This is a genomic window from Cohaesibacter gelatinilyticus, from assembly GCF_900215605.1.
Classification (GTDB): Bacteria; Pseudomonadota; Alphaproteobacteria; order Rhizobiales; family Cohaesibacteraceae; genus Cohaesibacter; species Cohaesibacter gelatinilyticus.
Genome location: NZ_OBEL01000002.1, coordinates 472230 through 485671 on the forward strand (window position 1 = coordinate 472230; position 13442 = coordinate 485671).

Here is a 13442-nt window from a genome sequence, read left to right on the forward strand (position 1 = left end):
TTTCACCGGGAGCTGATAGGCGACCGAACCGTATGGTTCGCCCCGTCTGGAGCCCTGATCAAAGATCAGGAATAGCGTGAAGACAAAACTTCCTATGCAGCTCTGATACCCGCTAACAACCGTTCCAGCTCTGCGGACAGAACTTCTGACTCTTTGGACAGATTTTGAGACGCTTCCAGAACATCGCGGGACGCTTGTGTCGACTGATTGGCCGCATTGGTCACATCTGCAATAGACAGCGAAACTTCCGACGTGCCATCGGACGCCTGCTGCACATTATGCGAGATTTCCTGTGTGGCCGCAGATTGCTGATCCGTCGCCTGCGAGACCGAACCGGAGATTTCGCTCATCGAGCGGATCGTCTCGGCAATGTCATTGATGGCTTGAGTGGATTCCGTTGTCGAGCTTTGGATCGAATGCACCTGATCGGTAATTTCGATGGTCGCTTTCTCGGTCTGGTCGGCCAGCACCTTCACCTCCGAGGCCACAACCGCAAAGCCCTTGCCCGCTTCACCTGCCCTTGCCGCCTCAATGGTGGCATTCAATGCCAGCAGATTGGTCTGGGAAGCGATACCATTGATCAGCTCGACAATATCGCCAATACGCTGCACAGCGTTGGACAGACCGGTAATTTTCGCCGCCGCTGCATCTGCATCCATGACCGCTTTTTCCGAGATCTGATTGGAATGATCGATCTGGCTGGAAATTTCATTCACGGACGCTGCCAGTTCTTCGGTCGCCGCCGCAACTGTTTGCACATTGGAAGACGCCTGAGAGGCGGCATTGGCCACCGATCCCGACTGCTCACTGGTTTGGGATGCATTGAGCAGCATCACATCGGCAGATTGCTCCAGCTGCGACGCCGCAGTCGCGACCGAGCGAATGATCCCGCCAACAGAATTCTCGAATTCATCAGCCATATTGTTCAGCATGTCGCGTTGCTCGGCAGCGGCGCGTTCTTCGTCCTGACGGCGCTCCTGACGAAGGCTTTCCACCTGTTCCAGTTTTTCACGGAAAATCATGATAACGCGGATGATCTCACCAATTTCATCCTTCTTGTGATTGTCCTCGATATGGATGTCATAATTGCCATTTGAAAGTTCACCCAACACATCGATGGATTTGGCAAGTGGCTTCATCTGCCAGCGCAACCAGGAGGTAAAACCAACAAGAAACAGAATGATGACCGCAGCAAGCGAAGCCACAATATAAAGCACCTGCTCTTGCTCGGCATTATGGGTTTGGGTGATATCGGACAGGCTATAGGCAACGGAAATGGTTTCCCCATCCATGCCTTTGACCGGAGAGGCAAGGGCATCATAGACCCTGCCACCGATATACAATTTGTCATTATTGGCAATAGCCGCCCGAATGTCGGCCAGCTGAACCGTACCAAAGAAATCCTTGTTCGTATTATGGATCACCTGGCCATCAGTACTGGCAACCAGAATCTCGGACTGATCGGTTGATTTCATCAAACCGGCGATGACAGCAAAGTCCTGCGAGAAACCCACACTGCCAATCAGACGGCGCTCCTGATAGATCGGAAAAGCCAGAACAACGGACAAATTGGCGCTTTTATCCTTGGCGACGGAATAGACGATTTCCTGCTTTTGCAAGCTGGACTTGACCACATCATCAAAGCTGCTTTCATCCCCCTTCACCATCTTGGAAAAGAGCACGGACCCGGCGGCATTGGCAACAACCAGACCGTTGATTGTCTTGTTGGCTTTCAGGCGGTTGTAATTGGTCTTGTAATTCTCTTTCACCGCACCGGTATCATTTTTGGCCAGTGCCATTCGGCCTTCGAGATTGCGGGTGATATTGAGAATATTGGAATACATCAGCTGGCGCTGGCTCATGATGACATAATTCATCAAACCAGTCTGCTTTTCGGTTTTTGCAGCCAGCGTCTGTTTTTGCGTAACCCCGCGCAGCTGTTGCTCACCAACGATGAAACCGGCGGAAAGAATAAGGATAGCGCAAACCGCGCCGCATACAATTCTGGTTCTCAAAAGCATGGGAGATCCCTTTTTGAAATCTGCAAGGCAGCGGAATGTCTACTCGATGGGAAAGTTGGCGGTCTGCCAGGATGGAAAACCATCGCGGAAATAATAAACCTTGGAATAGCCCCACTTGATGGCCTTGCTTGTCGCCTTGCTGGCACGCAGACAGGACCAGCCATTGCAATAGATCACCACAGGCTCATCCTTGCTCACCCGGGCTTCCATGCTCTCTTCATTCAGCTTTTTCTTCAGCTCGATATGAATGGCACTCGGTACCCGCCCGGCCTCGAAATCGGCATTGGAGCGCACATCAAGAAACTTGACGCCTTGCTCAAACAGCGACTTGGCCTTGGTTGCATCCACCGTCGTCGCGCCAGAAATTGTCTCAGGGGATAGTTCAGCCGAAGCAGGTAAAACCATGAAAAGTCCGGCCACCAGAAAGAAAAAAAGTCTCGCGTAAATTTGTAATTTTGCCATCAATCATCCTCCACCCAATATCTAAAATTATGAACATAAGAATTTAAAAACCATTAATAGTAATTTGAAAATAACATTAGAGAATTCATACTTGCGAAATATCAAATTATACAGTCAAATAGCAAAGTAAACCCCACCTCCAACCAAGAATAGATCATTTTCAACGCGGATTTATTTGAAATAATTGGGTTTTATTCCTCTTACCGGCTATTCACCGCTTGCGCGGCGGCCTGCGAGGGCACGCTTCGCGCTTGCCTATCGGCCGTCGCAAAAAGAAGGACTTCCTTTTGCGGGTCCTTTTCCCTCACGAATCTCTCAAGGATAAAAGAATTCGGCGGAAGCATCGCACTTCCATCGGGAGCTGATAAGCGACCGCAGCTTACAAGATACGCCATCGAGCCGAGGCGAGATGACAAGCGTATCGACAGGAATGTGCGTGCCCTCGCAGACCCGAGCAATCGCCGGTAGGAGGAATAGAGACACCTATGTCTAAATTGCATTTTTGATCAACACAACCAATTGTGGTAATATTAATATTCTCTTAACCATCCATATATTTTCAATTTTTCAAAAATTACAAAGGCATATTGGCATGAACAAGAAAAATGGAACCGGAAAGGAAACCACCACCAATCAATTGAAAAATGCCCCTAGATTGGGCGACCGCGTGCTCAATGTCTGGAACGACGCCACTGATCTGCGCGACCGCATGTATGAGCCCGCCCTGATGGAGCTTGCCCTGATCATGGATCCGCCAGATCAATCCATCAGCCCAATCCTCGATCAGGGCAACGAAGGCTCCTGCACCGGTTTTTCACTGGCAAGCGCCATCACACTCATGAACCGCAAGCGTTATGACCGTCTGAGCCCACCGGTAAAAGCACCACAAGCCAGCCCGCGCATGCTGTATGAAATGGCCAAGATCAATGATGAATGGCCCGGCGAGGATTATGAAGGATCCAGCATTCGAGCGGCGCTGAAAGGCTTTTATCAAAATGGCGTCTGCACCGAAGGCTTGGCTCCCTATATTGCAGGCGAGCAGAATTGGTATCTCAACAAGGATCAGGCACAGAATGCCCGCAATGTCGGCCTTGGGGCCTATTATCGCCTCAACCCCGAAATTCGTGACTATCACGCCGCACTGAATGAAACCGGCGTCATTTATGTGTCTGCCAATGTGCATCGCGGCTGGAACAAACCCATCAAAGGTGAAATCAAACCCTCGCATCTGTCTGAGGGTGGCCACGCCTTCATCATTGTCGGCTATGATGAGGAAGGCTTCCTGATCCAGAACTCATGGGGCGAGAACTGGGGCAAATTCAGGGGCATGCCAGGCATCGCCCGCTGGCGTTACGATGACTGGGTCACCAATGTCATGGATGCATGGGTTTTGCGCCTTGCTGTGCCAACGCCTGAAGCCTTTGATCTGACCACGGCCCAGACCGAAACCACCGGCACGGGATTTCTCGACACAAAGACGATCCGCGCCCCACGGCGCGAAGAGATTATCGGCCATATCATCCATCTGGATAATGGTCAGTTGGTCACAACAGGCAAATATCCCACTCCCATGACCACCATTCAGGAAACAGCCGATTTTCTGGCCGATGAAACCGCCACTGCCAAACGCGATTACAAACATTTGCTGCTCTATGCCCATGGCGGCCTGAATGATGCTGCATCCTCTGCCAACCGGGTGCGCAAGATGAAGGAAGTCTTCAAGCGCAACGGCATCTATCCCATCCATTTCATGTGGGAGACCGGCTTCTGGGGATCGCTTGGCGATGTCATCTTCTCGGCCAACAAAAGGGCAGAAGGCCGCGTCACCGGTCTGTCCGATATCTGGGATCGCTTTTTGGAAAAAGTCACACGGCCAACCGGTCGCGCTGTCTGGAACGAAATGAAACGCGACGCCTCTCGCGCCTTTGACACCAATGGTGGCGGACGGCAGGCGCTGAAAGCGTTGCTGAAGGGCAATGCCAGTCGCTCGAAACCACTGAATGTGCATTTTGTCGGCCACAGTGCCGGATCCATTCTGCTGGCTCATATGCTACAAGCCATGAATGGAATCAATCCGCTGAAGGCTCCTTTCCAGTCCTGTTCGCTGATGGCCCCAGCCTGCACGATTGATCTGTTTGACAGCCATATCAAACCCAAGATCGGCCAGAACGGGATGGCAAGCGGCCTGAAAACTTTGACGCAATATAACCTGATCGATCAGCGCGAAGAAGATGACAGCGTCGGTCCTTACAGAAAATCCCTGCTCTATCTTGTCTCCAATGCCTTTGAAGACAACAAGAAAATGCCACTTCTGGGCATGGAAAATTTCGCCGAAAATCTGCCCCTGAAACAAGACCATGTCATCCATTATGCGGGTCGCGGTGCCACGATCACCGACAGCAAAAGCCATGGTGGTTTTGACAATGACCGCGCCACCATGAACCACATCCTCAAAACCATCCTTGGCAAAAAACCCACCACCGCCAATGGTTTCCAGCCGGAAGACATGATCGGCTATTGAGGCACCCCCTGCTGCATGCCAACCATGCAGCAGGGGCAAAAAATCATCCTCGCAGAATATGCAGAATTAATGAGCCCTGAGCCTGGGGTCCTGCAAGATTATTGAAGTCAGGCCGTTTTCGTGTCACTAATCGCCCATGAAATGCTTGCATCAGACACAGCGTGGCCTTTGCCACATGCGAATTACCATCCCGGCCTGACTGGCGGGCCGGGTCCTCAATATCTGACTGTCTGAAACGCATTTTATCAAACATGAGAGTTTTCATGTCTCCCACATCCCCGACTTTGCATCTGCTGTGCGGCAAGATCGCCTCTGGAAAATCCACACTGGCTGCGCTCCTTGGCTCCCAACCCGGAACAATCACCATAGCCGAAGACGAATGGTTGGCCATTCTCTATGCCGATGAGATGACATCGATATCAGACTATGTGCGCAATGCATCCAGACTGCAATCCATCATCGGACCCCATGTTGCATCTCTGCTCAATGCCGGACTGTCGGTGGTGCTGGATTTCCACGCCAATACCACCGAACGGCGCAGCTGGATGCGCGATCTGATCCAGACCACAGGAGCTGCACACCAGCTGCATTATCTTGATGTTCCGGACGAGGTTTGCAAAACCAGATTACGATCACGCAATGCCGATGGTGCCCACCCCTTCGCCCCGACCGAAGAGCAATTCGATCAGCTATCCAGACATTTTGTTCCCCCACATCCGGGTGAAGGCTTCACCATCATCCGGCACGGCCACTGAGACATCTTCACGCTATTCCGTAACTTGTTTCCCTCACGGCAAATCCTCGCTCACGCTCGGGCCTACGGGGGTGCGGGCTATGCAGCCCGGTCACCTATCGGCTCCCGGCGGAAACCTGTGTTTCCGCCGAATTCTTTTATCCTTGAGAGATTGGCCTGGGAAAAGGATCCGCACAAGATACGCCATCGAGCCGAGGCGAGATGATAAGCGTATCGACAGGAATGTGCGCGCCTCGCAGGCCGCCGCACAAGCGGCGAATAGCCGAGACAGGAAATAAACCCACGAGGGACAAGAACCCAGAAAAGCGATAGCGCTTTTCTGACGGCCGATAGGCAAGCGCGAAGCGTGCCCTCGCAGGCCCGAGCGAAGCGAGGAATAGCCGGTAAGAGGTACAGTTCGGTGACAGCATCGCGCTTTCACCGGGAACCGATAGGTGACCGAACCGCATGGTTCGCCCCGTCTGGAGCCCTGATCGCCAGATCAGGAATAGCGTGAAGACAAATAACTCCTTCACACCTCGCCCAAAAATTCGCCGCGCTGATAGATCCAGCCATTGATGGTCATGGTTTCGGGTGGCGGCTGAGTTGGGGGCTCACCACCCAGTTCTTCTATACAGACCTGAACCTGGGCGGTGGGAGTCTCCGGCGCCAGATAGCGGGTCCAGTCCCGACGATCCATGCGGCGCTCGGAGACGACAAAGCCGCAAGAGCCACGGCGCACGCAATAGACCCTGTCCAGCTCCCAGCCACGGGCATCGGCAATGCCATTCCAATAGCGAGTGGCGGCCTTGCGGGCCTGGGTATCGGTGTCTGACGCTTCACGTTTGGAGCGCATATAGACCAGCTTGCCGCTGTCATTACGCATGGTGGCGGTGGAAACAAATTCAGTCATGAGGGTTCCTCATCTAAAATCGAGATGTGCCGCAATATTGATAATGCGAAAATCACAACATTTACTTCAAAATAGAAAGATAATTAGAGGTCTAGAGCAGCCTGTGGCTCTCCCTCGACAATGAAATGCACCTGAGATGGCGGCATCATTTCGTCCAAGGTAATGGGAATGCCATAGATATGCCTGCGGCGAATGTTTGATCGCTCCGGCTCTGCCATGCCCTGATCAATAGCTTCCACTTCCAGCTCGTGATAGGTGCTTTTGCTCATCTTGCAGGCCTCAATCGGCGCGCGATGATGATCAATGGTCGCCGAGGCAGACGAGATGAATTTATCAAATAAAGTGCTCATGTTTGGTTCCTTCAAAGAAGCCGCACTTGGGCACAGAGCACAGCTCATCGCTGCCAGCCCATGCCTCATGCGCCAGTTGTCGTCTTTAAGATATTGATAGATATAATCTTATCCCCTCCCCAAGTGCCTCAAGGGCACCATATCGGGTGGTTGGGAGGGGAGATTAGCAGCTTCAGAAAACTAGCTTCGCCTATGCTCCACCGGTTCGTCCGGATTGTTCGGATCGGCCCGATAATCTCGCGCCCAGAGAATCCGTTGCTTGTCTGCCATGGCTTTCAAAAGGCCTTGCAAGCCCAGCCCCTGCCGGCGGGCAGCATCCATGATCAGGAACATGCAATCGGCATATTCGGAAGGGTCATCAGGATTTTCCAGAAGCTCCTTTTGCTCCTTGCCCAGATGCTTGATGGGGCCGATGGGGCCTTTCACATCTGGCCCGCCAAAGACATCATAAGACCAGTCTTCATGCTCCTGCCAAATCTTGGCAAAGCTAAGATCAGAACTCCCGCCCTCATCCTTGAATGACACCCTGCCCGCTCGCCAGGCAGCCAGCAACAGCGCCATGGCCTCCGCCTCGGCCCAGCGGCCGGAAGGGCCCATCTCGTCTTCTTCATCCATCAGGATCCGCAAGGCTTCCAGCCTGTTGTTCAGCTCGCTCATCCCCAATCTCCCTCAACATGTTTGGCCGGATAGGCCCGCTTGCCTGCAATCATATAAATGCGATAGGACCCGTCCTGTTCCCGCTCGCCCGATCGAAAATGCGCCTCACAATCATTCTGCATGAGCCAGGCCGTCGCCCAACCCAGAACCCGGTCACGATTCTGCCGCGCTGTCTTACCATTTCCTGCACGCACCATAAAGCTCTCACCCGGTTGTATCTGGCTGAAATCAAAGGCATTTGACGCAGGATAGGCGATGGCCTCCACCTCCACACCCGGCGCAATCTGACGATAGTCTGTCATAGCTCTTTTCCATTCTCGTCATAATAGGGCTGGCTGAGCAAGCGCTCTTTGCCGTCACCCAATAAACAATCAATCATCTCTCGCCGATGCAGATCCACCAGCGCCTTGGCTCCATCCAGCGTCGCGGCTTCCGCTTCCAGCCGCTGGCCATGAAATTCGCAAATCCAGACCCAATGACGGGTCGGGAAATTCTTCCCTTCCGCCCTAATTGCGTAATAGTCTGAAACAAGATCTTCGCTGTCTTCCAGCGCCCGCCAATCCAGTTCCTTCAATGCCTGCCCGGCCAGCAGTCCGCTCAAGTCATTCCCTGTCATCGCCACCTCAAAATGTGAAATTCACAGCATCATTCTCAAATGTTTAAAATCCAGGTCTAGCCCACTTCCCCTCCCAAACGCCCTCAAGGGCACCATATCGGGTGGGATGCAGAGGGGAGTGGGCTGGACGTGCCGCCTACTGCGCGCTCCCCAAAAGTTGCAGACTTTTCGGATAAGAGTTCGCTCACAAAGTCTCCTACAGAGACTTTTAAACTGAGCATCCAATTCCATAATCCCTCGCAGTCAGCCGATGCTCCGCATTCGGGTCATCATCCAAATCCTCTTCCAATCCATCAGCACCCTGGCGAATAGCGGTGATCAGATATTCGCTGGCATCTTCCGCCACCAGCTCACGAAAGGTCGCGGCTTCTGATAAGTCCCCTGCCCCGGTCAGGCTTTCGCATTGCCCGGCCAGATCCACCATCGCCTCGGCATAGGCCGAACTCATGGCTTCCATCAGGCTGGCCATATTCTGCGCCACGGCCACCCGCCCGGCGCGGCTGTTGGCCAGAAAAACCGGGCAAGAGGCCTTGGATTTGTGAATGCTTTCATTCATGCGGATCAGGGCCAGATCGACGGATAATGTCATTTCACACTCCATATTGCGATAATCACATCAATATCAATAATCCTTTGTTGTGATAATGTCAACAACCCTTTTGACCCCTTCTACCCCCTTTTGACCCTTTCAGACCTTTTACACCCTTTTTGTCCAGAGCGATTTACACAACCCCGACCCGTAGAATTTCCGCGCAAAAATTTTCTCTCAAATCGACCTTTTTGAGCATAGGACCCTTTGACCCCTTTGCACCCTTTCGATCCTTTTGCCAAATCCAAAAATATAAAGAAACCGGACCTTTAGACCCTTTCGGCCCTTTGAAAATGAAAAAATAAAAGATAAAAAGTCGATCGGGAGGCAGGTATATAAGGGGCAGGACCTTATAAACACGCCTCCCGATCGCCCTTTTTGGTTTTTGTTGAAAGATTTTCAAAGGTCAAAAAGGGTCCAAAGGTCCCTCGCTGCCAGCCACCATGCATTTAAGGCTTGCCGGGACGGCCCCCTGTTGCGATCATCACAGCGGTATGAGTTTTGCTAAGTGCCCTGCACCAGACCCTCTCCCCCTCCCAACCACCCGTCATGGTACCCTCGTGGGCGGTTGGGAGGGGGAGAGAGCTTGGCTCAGGACTTTTAAATAGAGCACCAAGAGCATGAGAACCGGAGGTGAGCATTGACAAAGTCAGAGCGCAAAAAGGCCGATAAGCAGACGTCTTTGACCGACAAGCAAAAGCGCTTCTGCGAAGAATATGCCAAAGACCTGAACGCCACCCAGGCGGCCATTCGGGCGGGCTATGCCGAAAAGACCGCCTATTCCAGCGGCCCGCGCCTGCTCAACCACCCTGCCATCAAGCAGGAGCTGGCCGAGCGCACCAAACAAACCATGCAGGAATTGTCCACGAAGGGGCTGGACATCTCGGTCGAGAAAACCTTGCAAGCCATCGCGCAAGTAGCCTTTTCCGACATCCGCACCATGTTTGATGAAAATGGCGATCTGATCCCGCCAAAGGATTGGGACGATGACACCGCCGCCAGCGTGGCAGCCCTCGACATCACCACCACCGAGCGCGCCCGGGGCGAGGTCAAACATGTCGCCAAAATCAAAAGCGCCGACCGCCTCCGCGCCCTCGACATGCTCGCCCGCTACCACTCCCTCTATAGCGACAGCATCCACGTCACCCTGACCGACGACCTCGCCGCACGCCTGCGCCGGGCAAAGGAACGGATGAAGTGAGGGTTAGGATGTAATAGAGACCAGCCCTGAAGAGAATGAACTGGTATCTGTCATTTTTCAATTTCCCGAAAATGGCGATGTTTTATGATTTGTGCAAATGGAGGATTGGTTGTAGACGGGCCGCTTACCATGCTTCTTGAGCCGAACTCCGATAACCAGGTTAGACGATCCCCGATACCGGCTGTGACAGGATCATCTGTAATGGTGATACGTGCACCGATAAACTTCACATCCGCTCCCAAAACCTGTTCCGCCTTGTCTGGAAATATTCGCTCAACAGTGGCCGGATCAAGCTCATCTTCAAAGCGCACCATGACAGGCACATCTTTTGGTTCAACATCGCAAGATCCAGTGAACTTGCCGACAAATCGCACATACCCTGCGGGGCCCAATTTCCCAGCTTTCTCTCCCAACTTGCATACTGAGTTTACAAAGAAAATGTAGCTTCCAGAATCAAAATCAATAGAACCGTCATCTCTGGGAGAATTCATCAATACATACACAGACGATCTATTGGGAAGATCAACAATTACTGCGTCGCCATAAATGTCAAAGTCGTAACTTATACCGGGGAAAAAGGACATGATGGACTTGCTCAATACAAATTTTTGCACCCCACTGCCGGTAATTTGCTGGCCATCCACTTCAAAGGTTACATCAAGCCGAAAATTCAATTGGCGGCTTGGCGCATAAAGTTCCATGAAACCAAGGACCCCAAAACAGAGAACAGCAAAAACCAATCCAACCCGAACAAGCCGCCTTTTTGTCTTGGGTAAAGGGGTAAGTTTACTTCGCATTTTTAGCTCGAATAATTTGAAAACAGATGAATACCAGAGCAATAATCAGCACCCCAGAATGAACCACAGCTCCCTTCTTACATGTCTTAGTGCCTGATTTAAAAGTCTCTGGATGAGACTTTTAAATCAAACTCTTGCACAAAATCGAAATCCCACAACAGCATCCACATTATCCTGACCACCTCTCACCAAAACATGGAGGAAGAATCTCTCAAGCAATCCAATGAACGTGAGAAGAGATTTGGGTTAATCTTTCCTTTCACCTGTATAGATCTTGCAAATATTGCAAATTTCACAAGAAACGAACAAAAGATATTTTGCCTCACCTTAACCAAATAAGAACAAGTCTGTGACAGGATGTCTGCCGCATATAATAAATCGTCTTTTTTGTAACGGCGAGCAGCATTTGACCGGGAACTTTTTTGGATAAGAAAGCTATTTGAATGTCGGGGCCATTGCACTTTATCAAGCATGTTCTAAGCATCATCAATAACAACGATCCAGAACTGGTAAAAGCACAATTCAGAGTGCTTTCCAGCCAAATGCCGATCATGTATTCGATCCTGCTCGTCAATGCCTGGGCTCTTGCCCTGGTCTTTTCGAGCACAGCCCCCACTTGGCTATGGCTTTACATCCCGCTTGGCTTTACTGCTCTTTGCGCTGTCAGGCTGGTTGGCTGGTGGTATTCCAGACACCGGATACCGACAGCAGAAGTCGCCTATAAAGCACTCAAGCAAACAAAAATACTGTCCGTTATTCTTGTTGCCATCCTCTGCAGCTGGTCTCTTGCCCTTCATCCCTATGGCGACACATCCATGCAGGCCAATGTTGCCTTCTTCATGGCGATAACCGGCGTCGGGGTCATCATCTGTCTGCAACAGGTCCCAATCGCGGCTCATATCGTCACCATTGGCATTTCCGTTCCCTTTGTGACGCATTTCTTTTCGACCGGCCTCATTTCCTTCATGGCCATGTCGATCGATGTTGCGCTGGTGGCTGTCACATTGCTGATTGTTGTCTTTGTGCAATTCCGGCATTTTTCCGACGCGGTCGACGCCCGTAGCAAGCTGGAAGCCGCCAATCGGGAAAATCATAGATTGGCCAATCTCGATTCCCTGACCGGGCTGAACAATCGGCGCAGATTCTTCTCTCAGCTCAATCAGACCATCGAAAAAGCAAAAATCGACGAGAGCCGTTTTGCGGTTGGCATCATCGATCTGGATCGCTTCAAGCCCATCAATGACCTCTATGGACATGCCGTCGGAGACAGGTTGTTGCAAGAGGTGGCCAAGCGCATTACCACCACTTTGGACGAGACATCGGTCATCGCCAGACTGGGCGGTGATGAATTCGCCATCATCATGCCGCACGACCATGACAATGACGAGCTGATGGGACAGGGCCACCAGATTTGTCAGGCATTGAGTGAGCCTTTCGAACTGGCAGAAGCGACAATCCAGATATCTGCATCCATGGGTGTGGTCGTTTTCCCCGATCTTGCCCAAAGCGCGCAGGAGCTTTATGTGCGGGCGGATTATGCACTTTGCAATCGCAAGCGGACACAAAGAGGGGGTGTTGCGCTCTTTGCAGATCAGCACATCCTGGAAATCAAACAGACCACCCGCGTTGAACAGGCACTCAATGATGCGGATCTTGAGGAAGAACTCAGCATCCATTTTCAACCCATCGTCGATGCACAATTTCAAAAAACAATCGCCTTTGAGGCTCTGGCCCGCTGGACCAGTCCTACCTTGGGCAACGTCTCTCCCGGTGAATTCATTCCCGTGGCCGAACGCTCTGGCAAGGTGAAGGCCCTGACACCCGTGCTTTTGAAAAAAGCTCTGTCCTGTGCGGCATGCTGGCCAGAGGATATCCGGCTTTCCTTCAATCTCTCGACCCATGATCTCAGCTCCATGGAGAGCCTTTTGAAGATCGTGGCACTGGTGGAGAAAAGCGGCGTCGCCCCCTCCCGGATCGACTTTGAAATCACCGAAACCGCGATGGTTTACGACTTCGAGCAAGTCAAACGGTCCGTGGAAATATTGAAAGGTCTTGGCTGTGGTCTGGCTCTGGATGACTTTGGCACCGGCTTTTCCAGCCTGACCCAGCTTCACGCGCTGCCGCTGACAAAAATCAAGATCGACAGAAGCTTCGTGACCGATCTCAACAGCAATCCGGCAAGCTACAAGATCGTGAAATCACTCCTTGCGCTCAGCCGTGACATGGACATCGATTGCGTGGTCGAAGGCGTCGAGACCCAGGACGAAATGCAAGCCCTCTCCCAGTTGGGCGGTCGCTTGATACAGGGCTATTATTATTCCAAACCCCTGCCGGAGAGCGAAGTCAGCAATTTCAGCCCTTCAAGCGCAGATGCCCCTTCGCAACAGGCCGCCAATTCATAAACATTACGCCCAAGGCTTGTTCCTGCACCGCCATTCACTTCTCTCTAACCATGCCAAAGGCTTTCTTGTGATATAGGCAGCGGAAAGGTGCTTTTTACTGGACTCACTACCTGTGATTGATCACTCTCTCATTAAAACATTTCTCGCAATTAGTGCTTTAATTCTCTGATTTGGAGTGAG

At 51.9% G+C, this 13442-nt stretch carries 13 protein-coding genes; 4 read left to right on the forward strand and 9 right to left on the reverse strand.

The window, feature by feature from the left end; genetic code table 11:
* Nucleotides 1-92: 92 nt before the first annotated feature.
* Together CRO57_RS12350 and CRO57_RS12355 are read right to left on the reverse strand one after the other, a co-directional pair.
* Nucleotides 93-2021 (reverse strand): methyl-accepting chemotaxis protein, encoded by a 1929-nt coding sequence (locus CRO57_RS12350; RefSeq protein ID WP_097153746.1) that lies wholly within the window; start codon nucleotides 2019-2021, stop codon nucleotides 93-95.
* Nucleotides 2022-2060: 39 nt separating this feature from the next.
* A complete protein-coding gene (locus CRO57_RS12355) occupies nucleotides 2061-2483 on the reverse strand; it encodes a rhodanese-like domain-containing protein (RefSeq protein WP_097153747.1) in 423 nt (140 codons plus the stop codon).
* A gap of 592 nt (nucleotides 2484-3075) precedes the next feature.
* On the opposite strand from CRO57_RS12355, the gene CRO57_RS12360 reads away from it, so the two are divergent.
* Complete coding sequence (locus CRO57_RS12360) at nucleotides 3076-5004, forward strand: C1 family peptidase (RefSeq protein WP_097153748.1); 1929 nt, start codon at nucleotides 3076-3078, stop codon at nucleotides 5002-5004.
* A 263-nt stretch (nucleotides 5005-5267) separates the two neighbouring features.
* Nucleotides 5268-5759, forward strand: coding sequence for a P-loop nucleotide/nucleoside kinase family protein (locus CRO57_RS12370; RefSeq protein WP_097153750.1), 492 nt, complete (start codon nucleotides 5268-5270; stop codon nucleotides 5757-5759).
* Nucleotides 5760-6269: 510 nt separating this feature from the next.
* Here the strand turns inward: CRO57_RS12370 and CRO57_RS12375 are convergent.
* From CRO57_RS12375 to CRO57_RS12400, 6 genes are all read right to left on the reverse strand, one after another.
* Nucleotides 6270-6650 carry a hypothetical protein gene (locus tag CRO57_RS12375; protein WP_097153751.1) on the reverse strand — a complete coding sequence of 127 codons (381 nt, stop codon included), beginning with the start codon at nucleotides 6648-6650 and terminating at the stop codon, nucleotides 6270-6272.
* 83 nt (nucleotides 6651-6733) lie between these two features.
* Nucleotides 6734-7000 (reverse strand): hypothetical protein, encoded by a 267-nt coding sequence (locus tag CRO57_RS12380; protein WP_141401240.1) that lies wholly within the window; start codon nucleotides 6998-7000, stop codon nucleotides 6734-6736.
* 180 nt (nucleotides 7001-7180) lie between these two features.
* Nucleotides 7181-7657 (reverse strand): dATP/dGTP pyrophosphohydrolase domain-containing protein, encoded by a 477-nt coding sequence (locus CRO57_RS12385; RefSeq protein WP_097153753.1) that lies wholly within the window; start codon nucleotides 7655-7657, stop codon nucleotides 7181-7183.
* On the reverse strand, nucleotides 7654-7959 hold the full coding sequence (locus CRO57_RS12390; protein WP_097153754.1) for a hypothetical protein: 306 nt from the start codon (nucleotides 7957-7959) through the stop codon (nucleotides 7654-7656). The genes CRO57_RS12385 and CRO57_RS12390 overlap by 4 nt, the downstream gene beginning before the upstream one ends.
* A complete protein-coding gene (locus CRO57_RS12395) occupies nucleotides 7956-8273 on the reverse strand; it encodes a hypothetical protein (protein ID WP_097153755.1) in 318 nt (105 codons plus the stop codon). Before CRO57_RS12395 ends, CRO57_RS12390 begins: the two co-directional genes overlap by 4 nt.
* A gap of 208 nt (nucleotides 8274-8481) precedes the next feature.
* Entirely contained in the window at nucleotides 8482-8862 is a 381-nt protein-coding gene (locus tag CRO57_RS12400) for a hypothetical protein (protein WP_097153756.1), read from the reverse strand.
* A 640-nt stretch (nucleotides 8863-9502) separates the two neighbouring features.
* On the opposite strand from CRO57_RS12400, the gene CRO57_RS12410 reads away from it, so the two are divergent.
* Nucleotides 9503-10063: a terminase small subunit gene (locus CRO57_RS12410; protein WP_097153758.1), complete on the forward strand. Its 561-nt coding sequence runs from the start codon at nucleotides 9503-9505 to the stop codon at nucleotides 10061-10063.
* Between the two features lie 50 nt (nucleotides 10064-10113).
* On the opposite strand, the gene CRO57_RS12415 is transcribed toward CRO57_RS12410, so the two are convergent.
* Nucleotides 10114-10764, reverse strand: a complete 651-nt coding sequence (locus CRO57_RS12415; protein WP_141401241.1) for a hypothetical protein — start codon at nucleotides 10762-10764, stop codon at nucleotides 10114-10116.
* Between the two features lie 539 nt (nucleotides 10765-11303).
* Here CRO57_RS12415 and CRO57_RS12420 point away from each other — a divergent pair.
* A complete protein-coding gene (locus CRO57_RS12420; RefSeq protein ID WP_097153760.1) occupies nucleotides 11304-13262 on the forward strand; it encodes an EAL domain-containing protein in 1959 nt (652 codons plus the stop codon).
* Nucleotides 13263-13442: the final 180 nt, after the last annotated feature.

What these genes read in the sequence shown, in the direction of transcription:
- CRO57_RS12350 (WP_097153746.1), bottom strand. Translation starts at nt 2,021, where the DNA reads ATGCTTTTGAGAACCAGAATTGTATGCGGCGCGGTTTGCGCTATCCTT.
- CRO57_RS12420 (WP_097153760.1), top strand. Translation starts at nt 11,304, where the DNA reads ATGTCGGGGCCATTGCACTTTATCAAGCATGTTCTAAGCATCATCAAT.
- CRO57_RS12415 (WP_141401241.1), bottom strand. Translation starts at nt 10,764, where the DNA reads ATGGAACTTTATGCGCCAAGCCGCCAATTGAATTTTCGGCTTGATGTA.
- CRO57_RS12355 (WP_097153747.1), bottom strand. Translation starts at nt 2,483, where the DNA reads ATGGCAAAATTACAAATTTACGCGAGACTTTTTTTCTTTCTGGTGGCC.
- CRO57_RS12360 (WP_097153748.1), top strand. Translation starts at nt 3,076, where the DNA reads ATGAACAAGAAAAATGGAACCGGAAAGGAAACCACCACCAATCAATTG.
- CRO57_RS12390 (WP_097153754.1), bottom strand. Translation starts at nt 7,959, where the DNA reads ATGACAGACTATCGTCAGATTGCGCCGGGTGTGGAGGTGGAGGCCATC.
- CRO57_RS12400 (WP_097153756.1), bottom strand. Translation starts at nt 8,862, where the DNA reads ATGACATTATCCGTCGATCTGGCCCTGATCCGCATGAATGAAAGCATT.
- CRO57_RS12380 (WP_141401240.1), bottom strand. Translation starts at nt 7,000, where the DNA reads ATGAGCACTTTATTTGATAAATTCATCTCGTCTGCCTCGGCGACCATT.
- CRO57_RS12370 (WP_097153750.1), top strand. Translation starts at nt 5,268, where the DNA reads ATGTCTCCCACATCCCCGACTTTGCATCTGCTGTGCGGCAAGATCGCC.
- CRO57_RS12395 (WP_097153755.1), bottom strand. Translation starts at nt 8,273, where the DNA reads ATGACAGGGAATGACTTGAGCGGACTGCTGGCCGGGCAGGCATTGAAG.
- CRO57_RS12375 (WP_097153751.1), bottom strand. Translation starts at nt 6,650, where the DNA reads ATGACTGAATTTGTTTCCACCGCCACCATGCGTAATGACAGCGGCAAG.
- CRO57_RS12385 (WP_097153753.1), bottom strand. Translation starts at nt 7,657, where the DNA reads ATGAGCGAGCTGAACAACAGGCTGGAAGCCTTGCGGATCCTGATGGAT.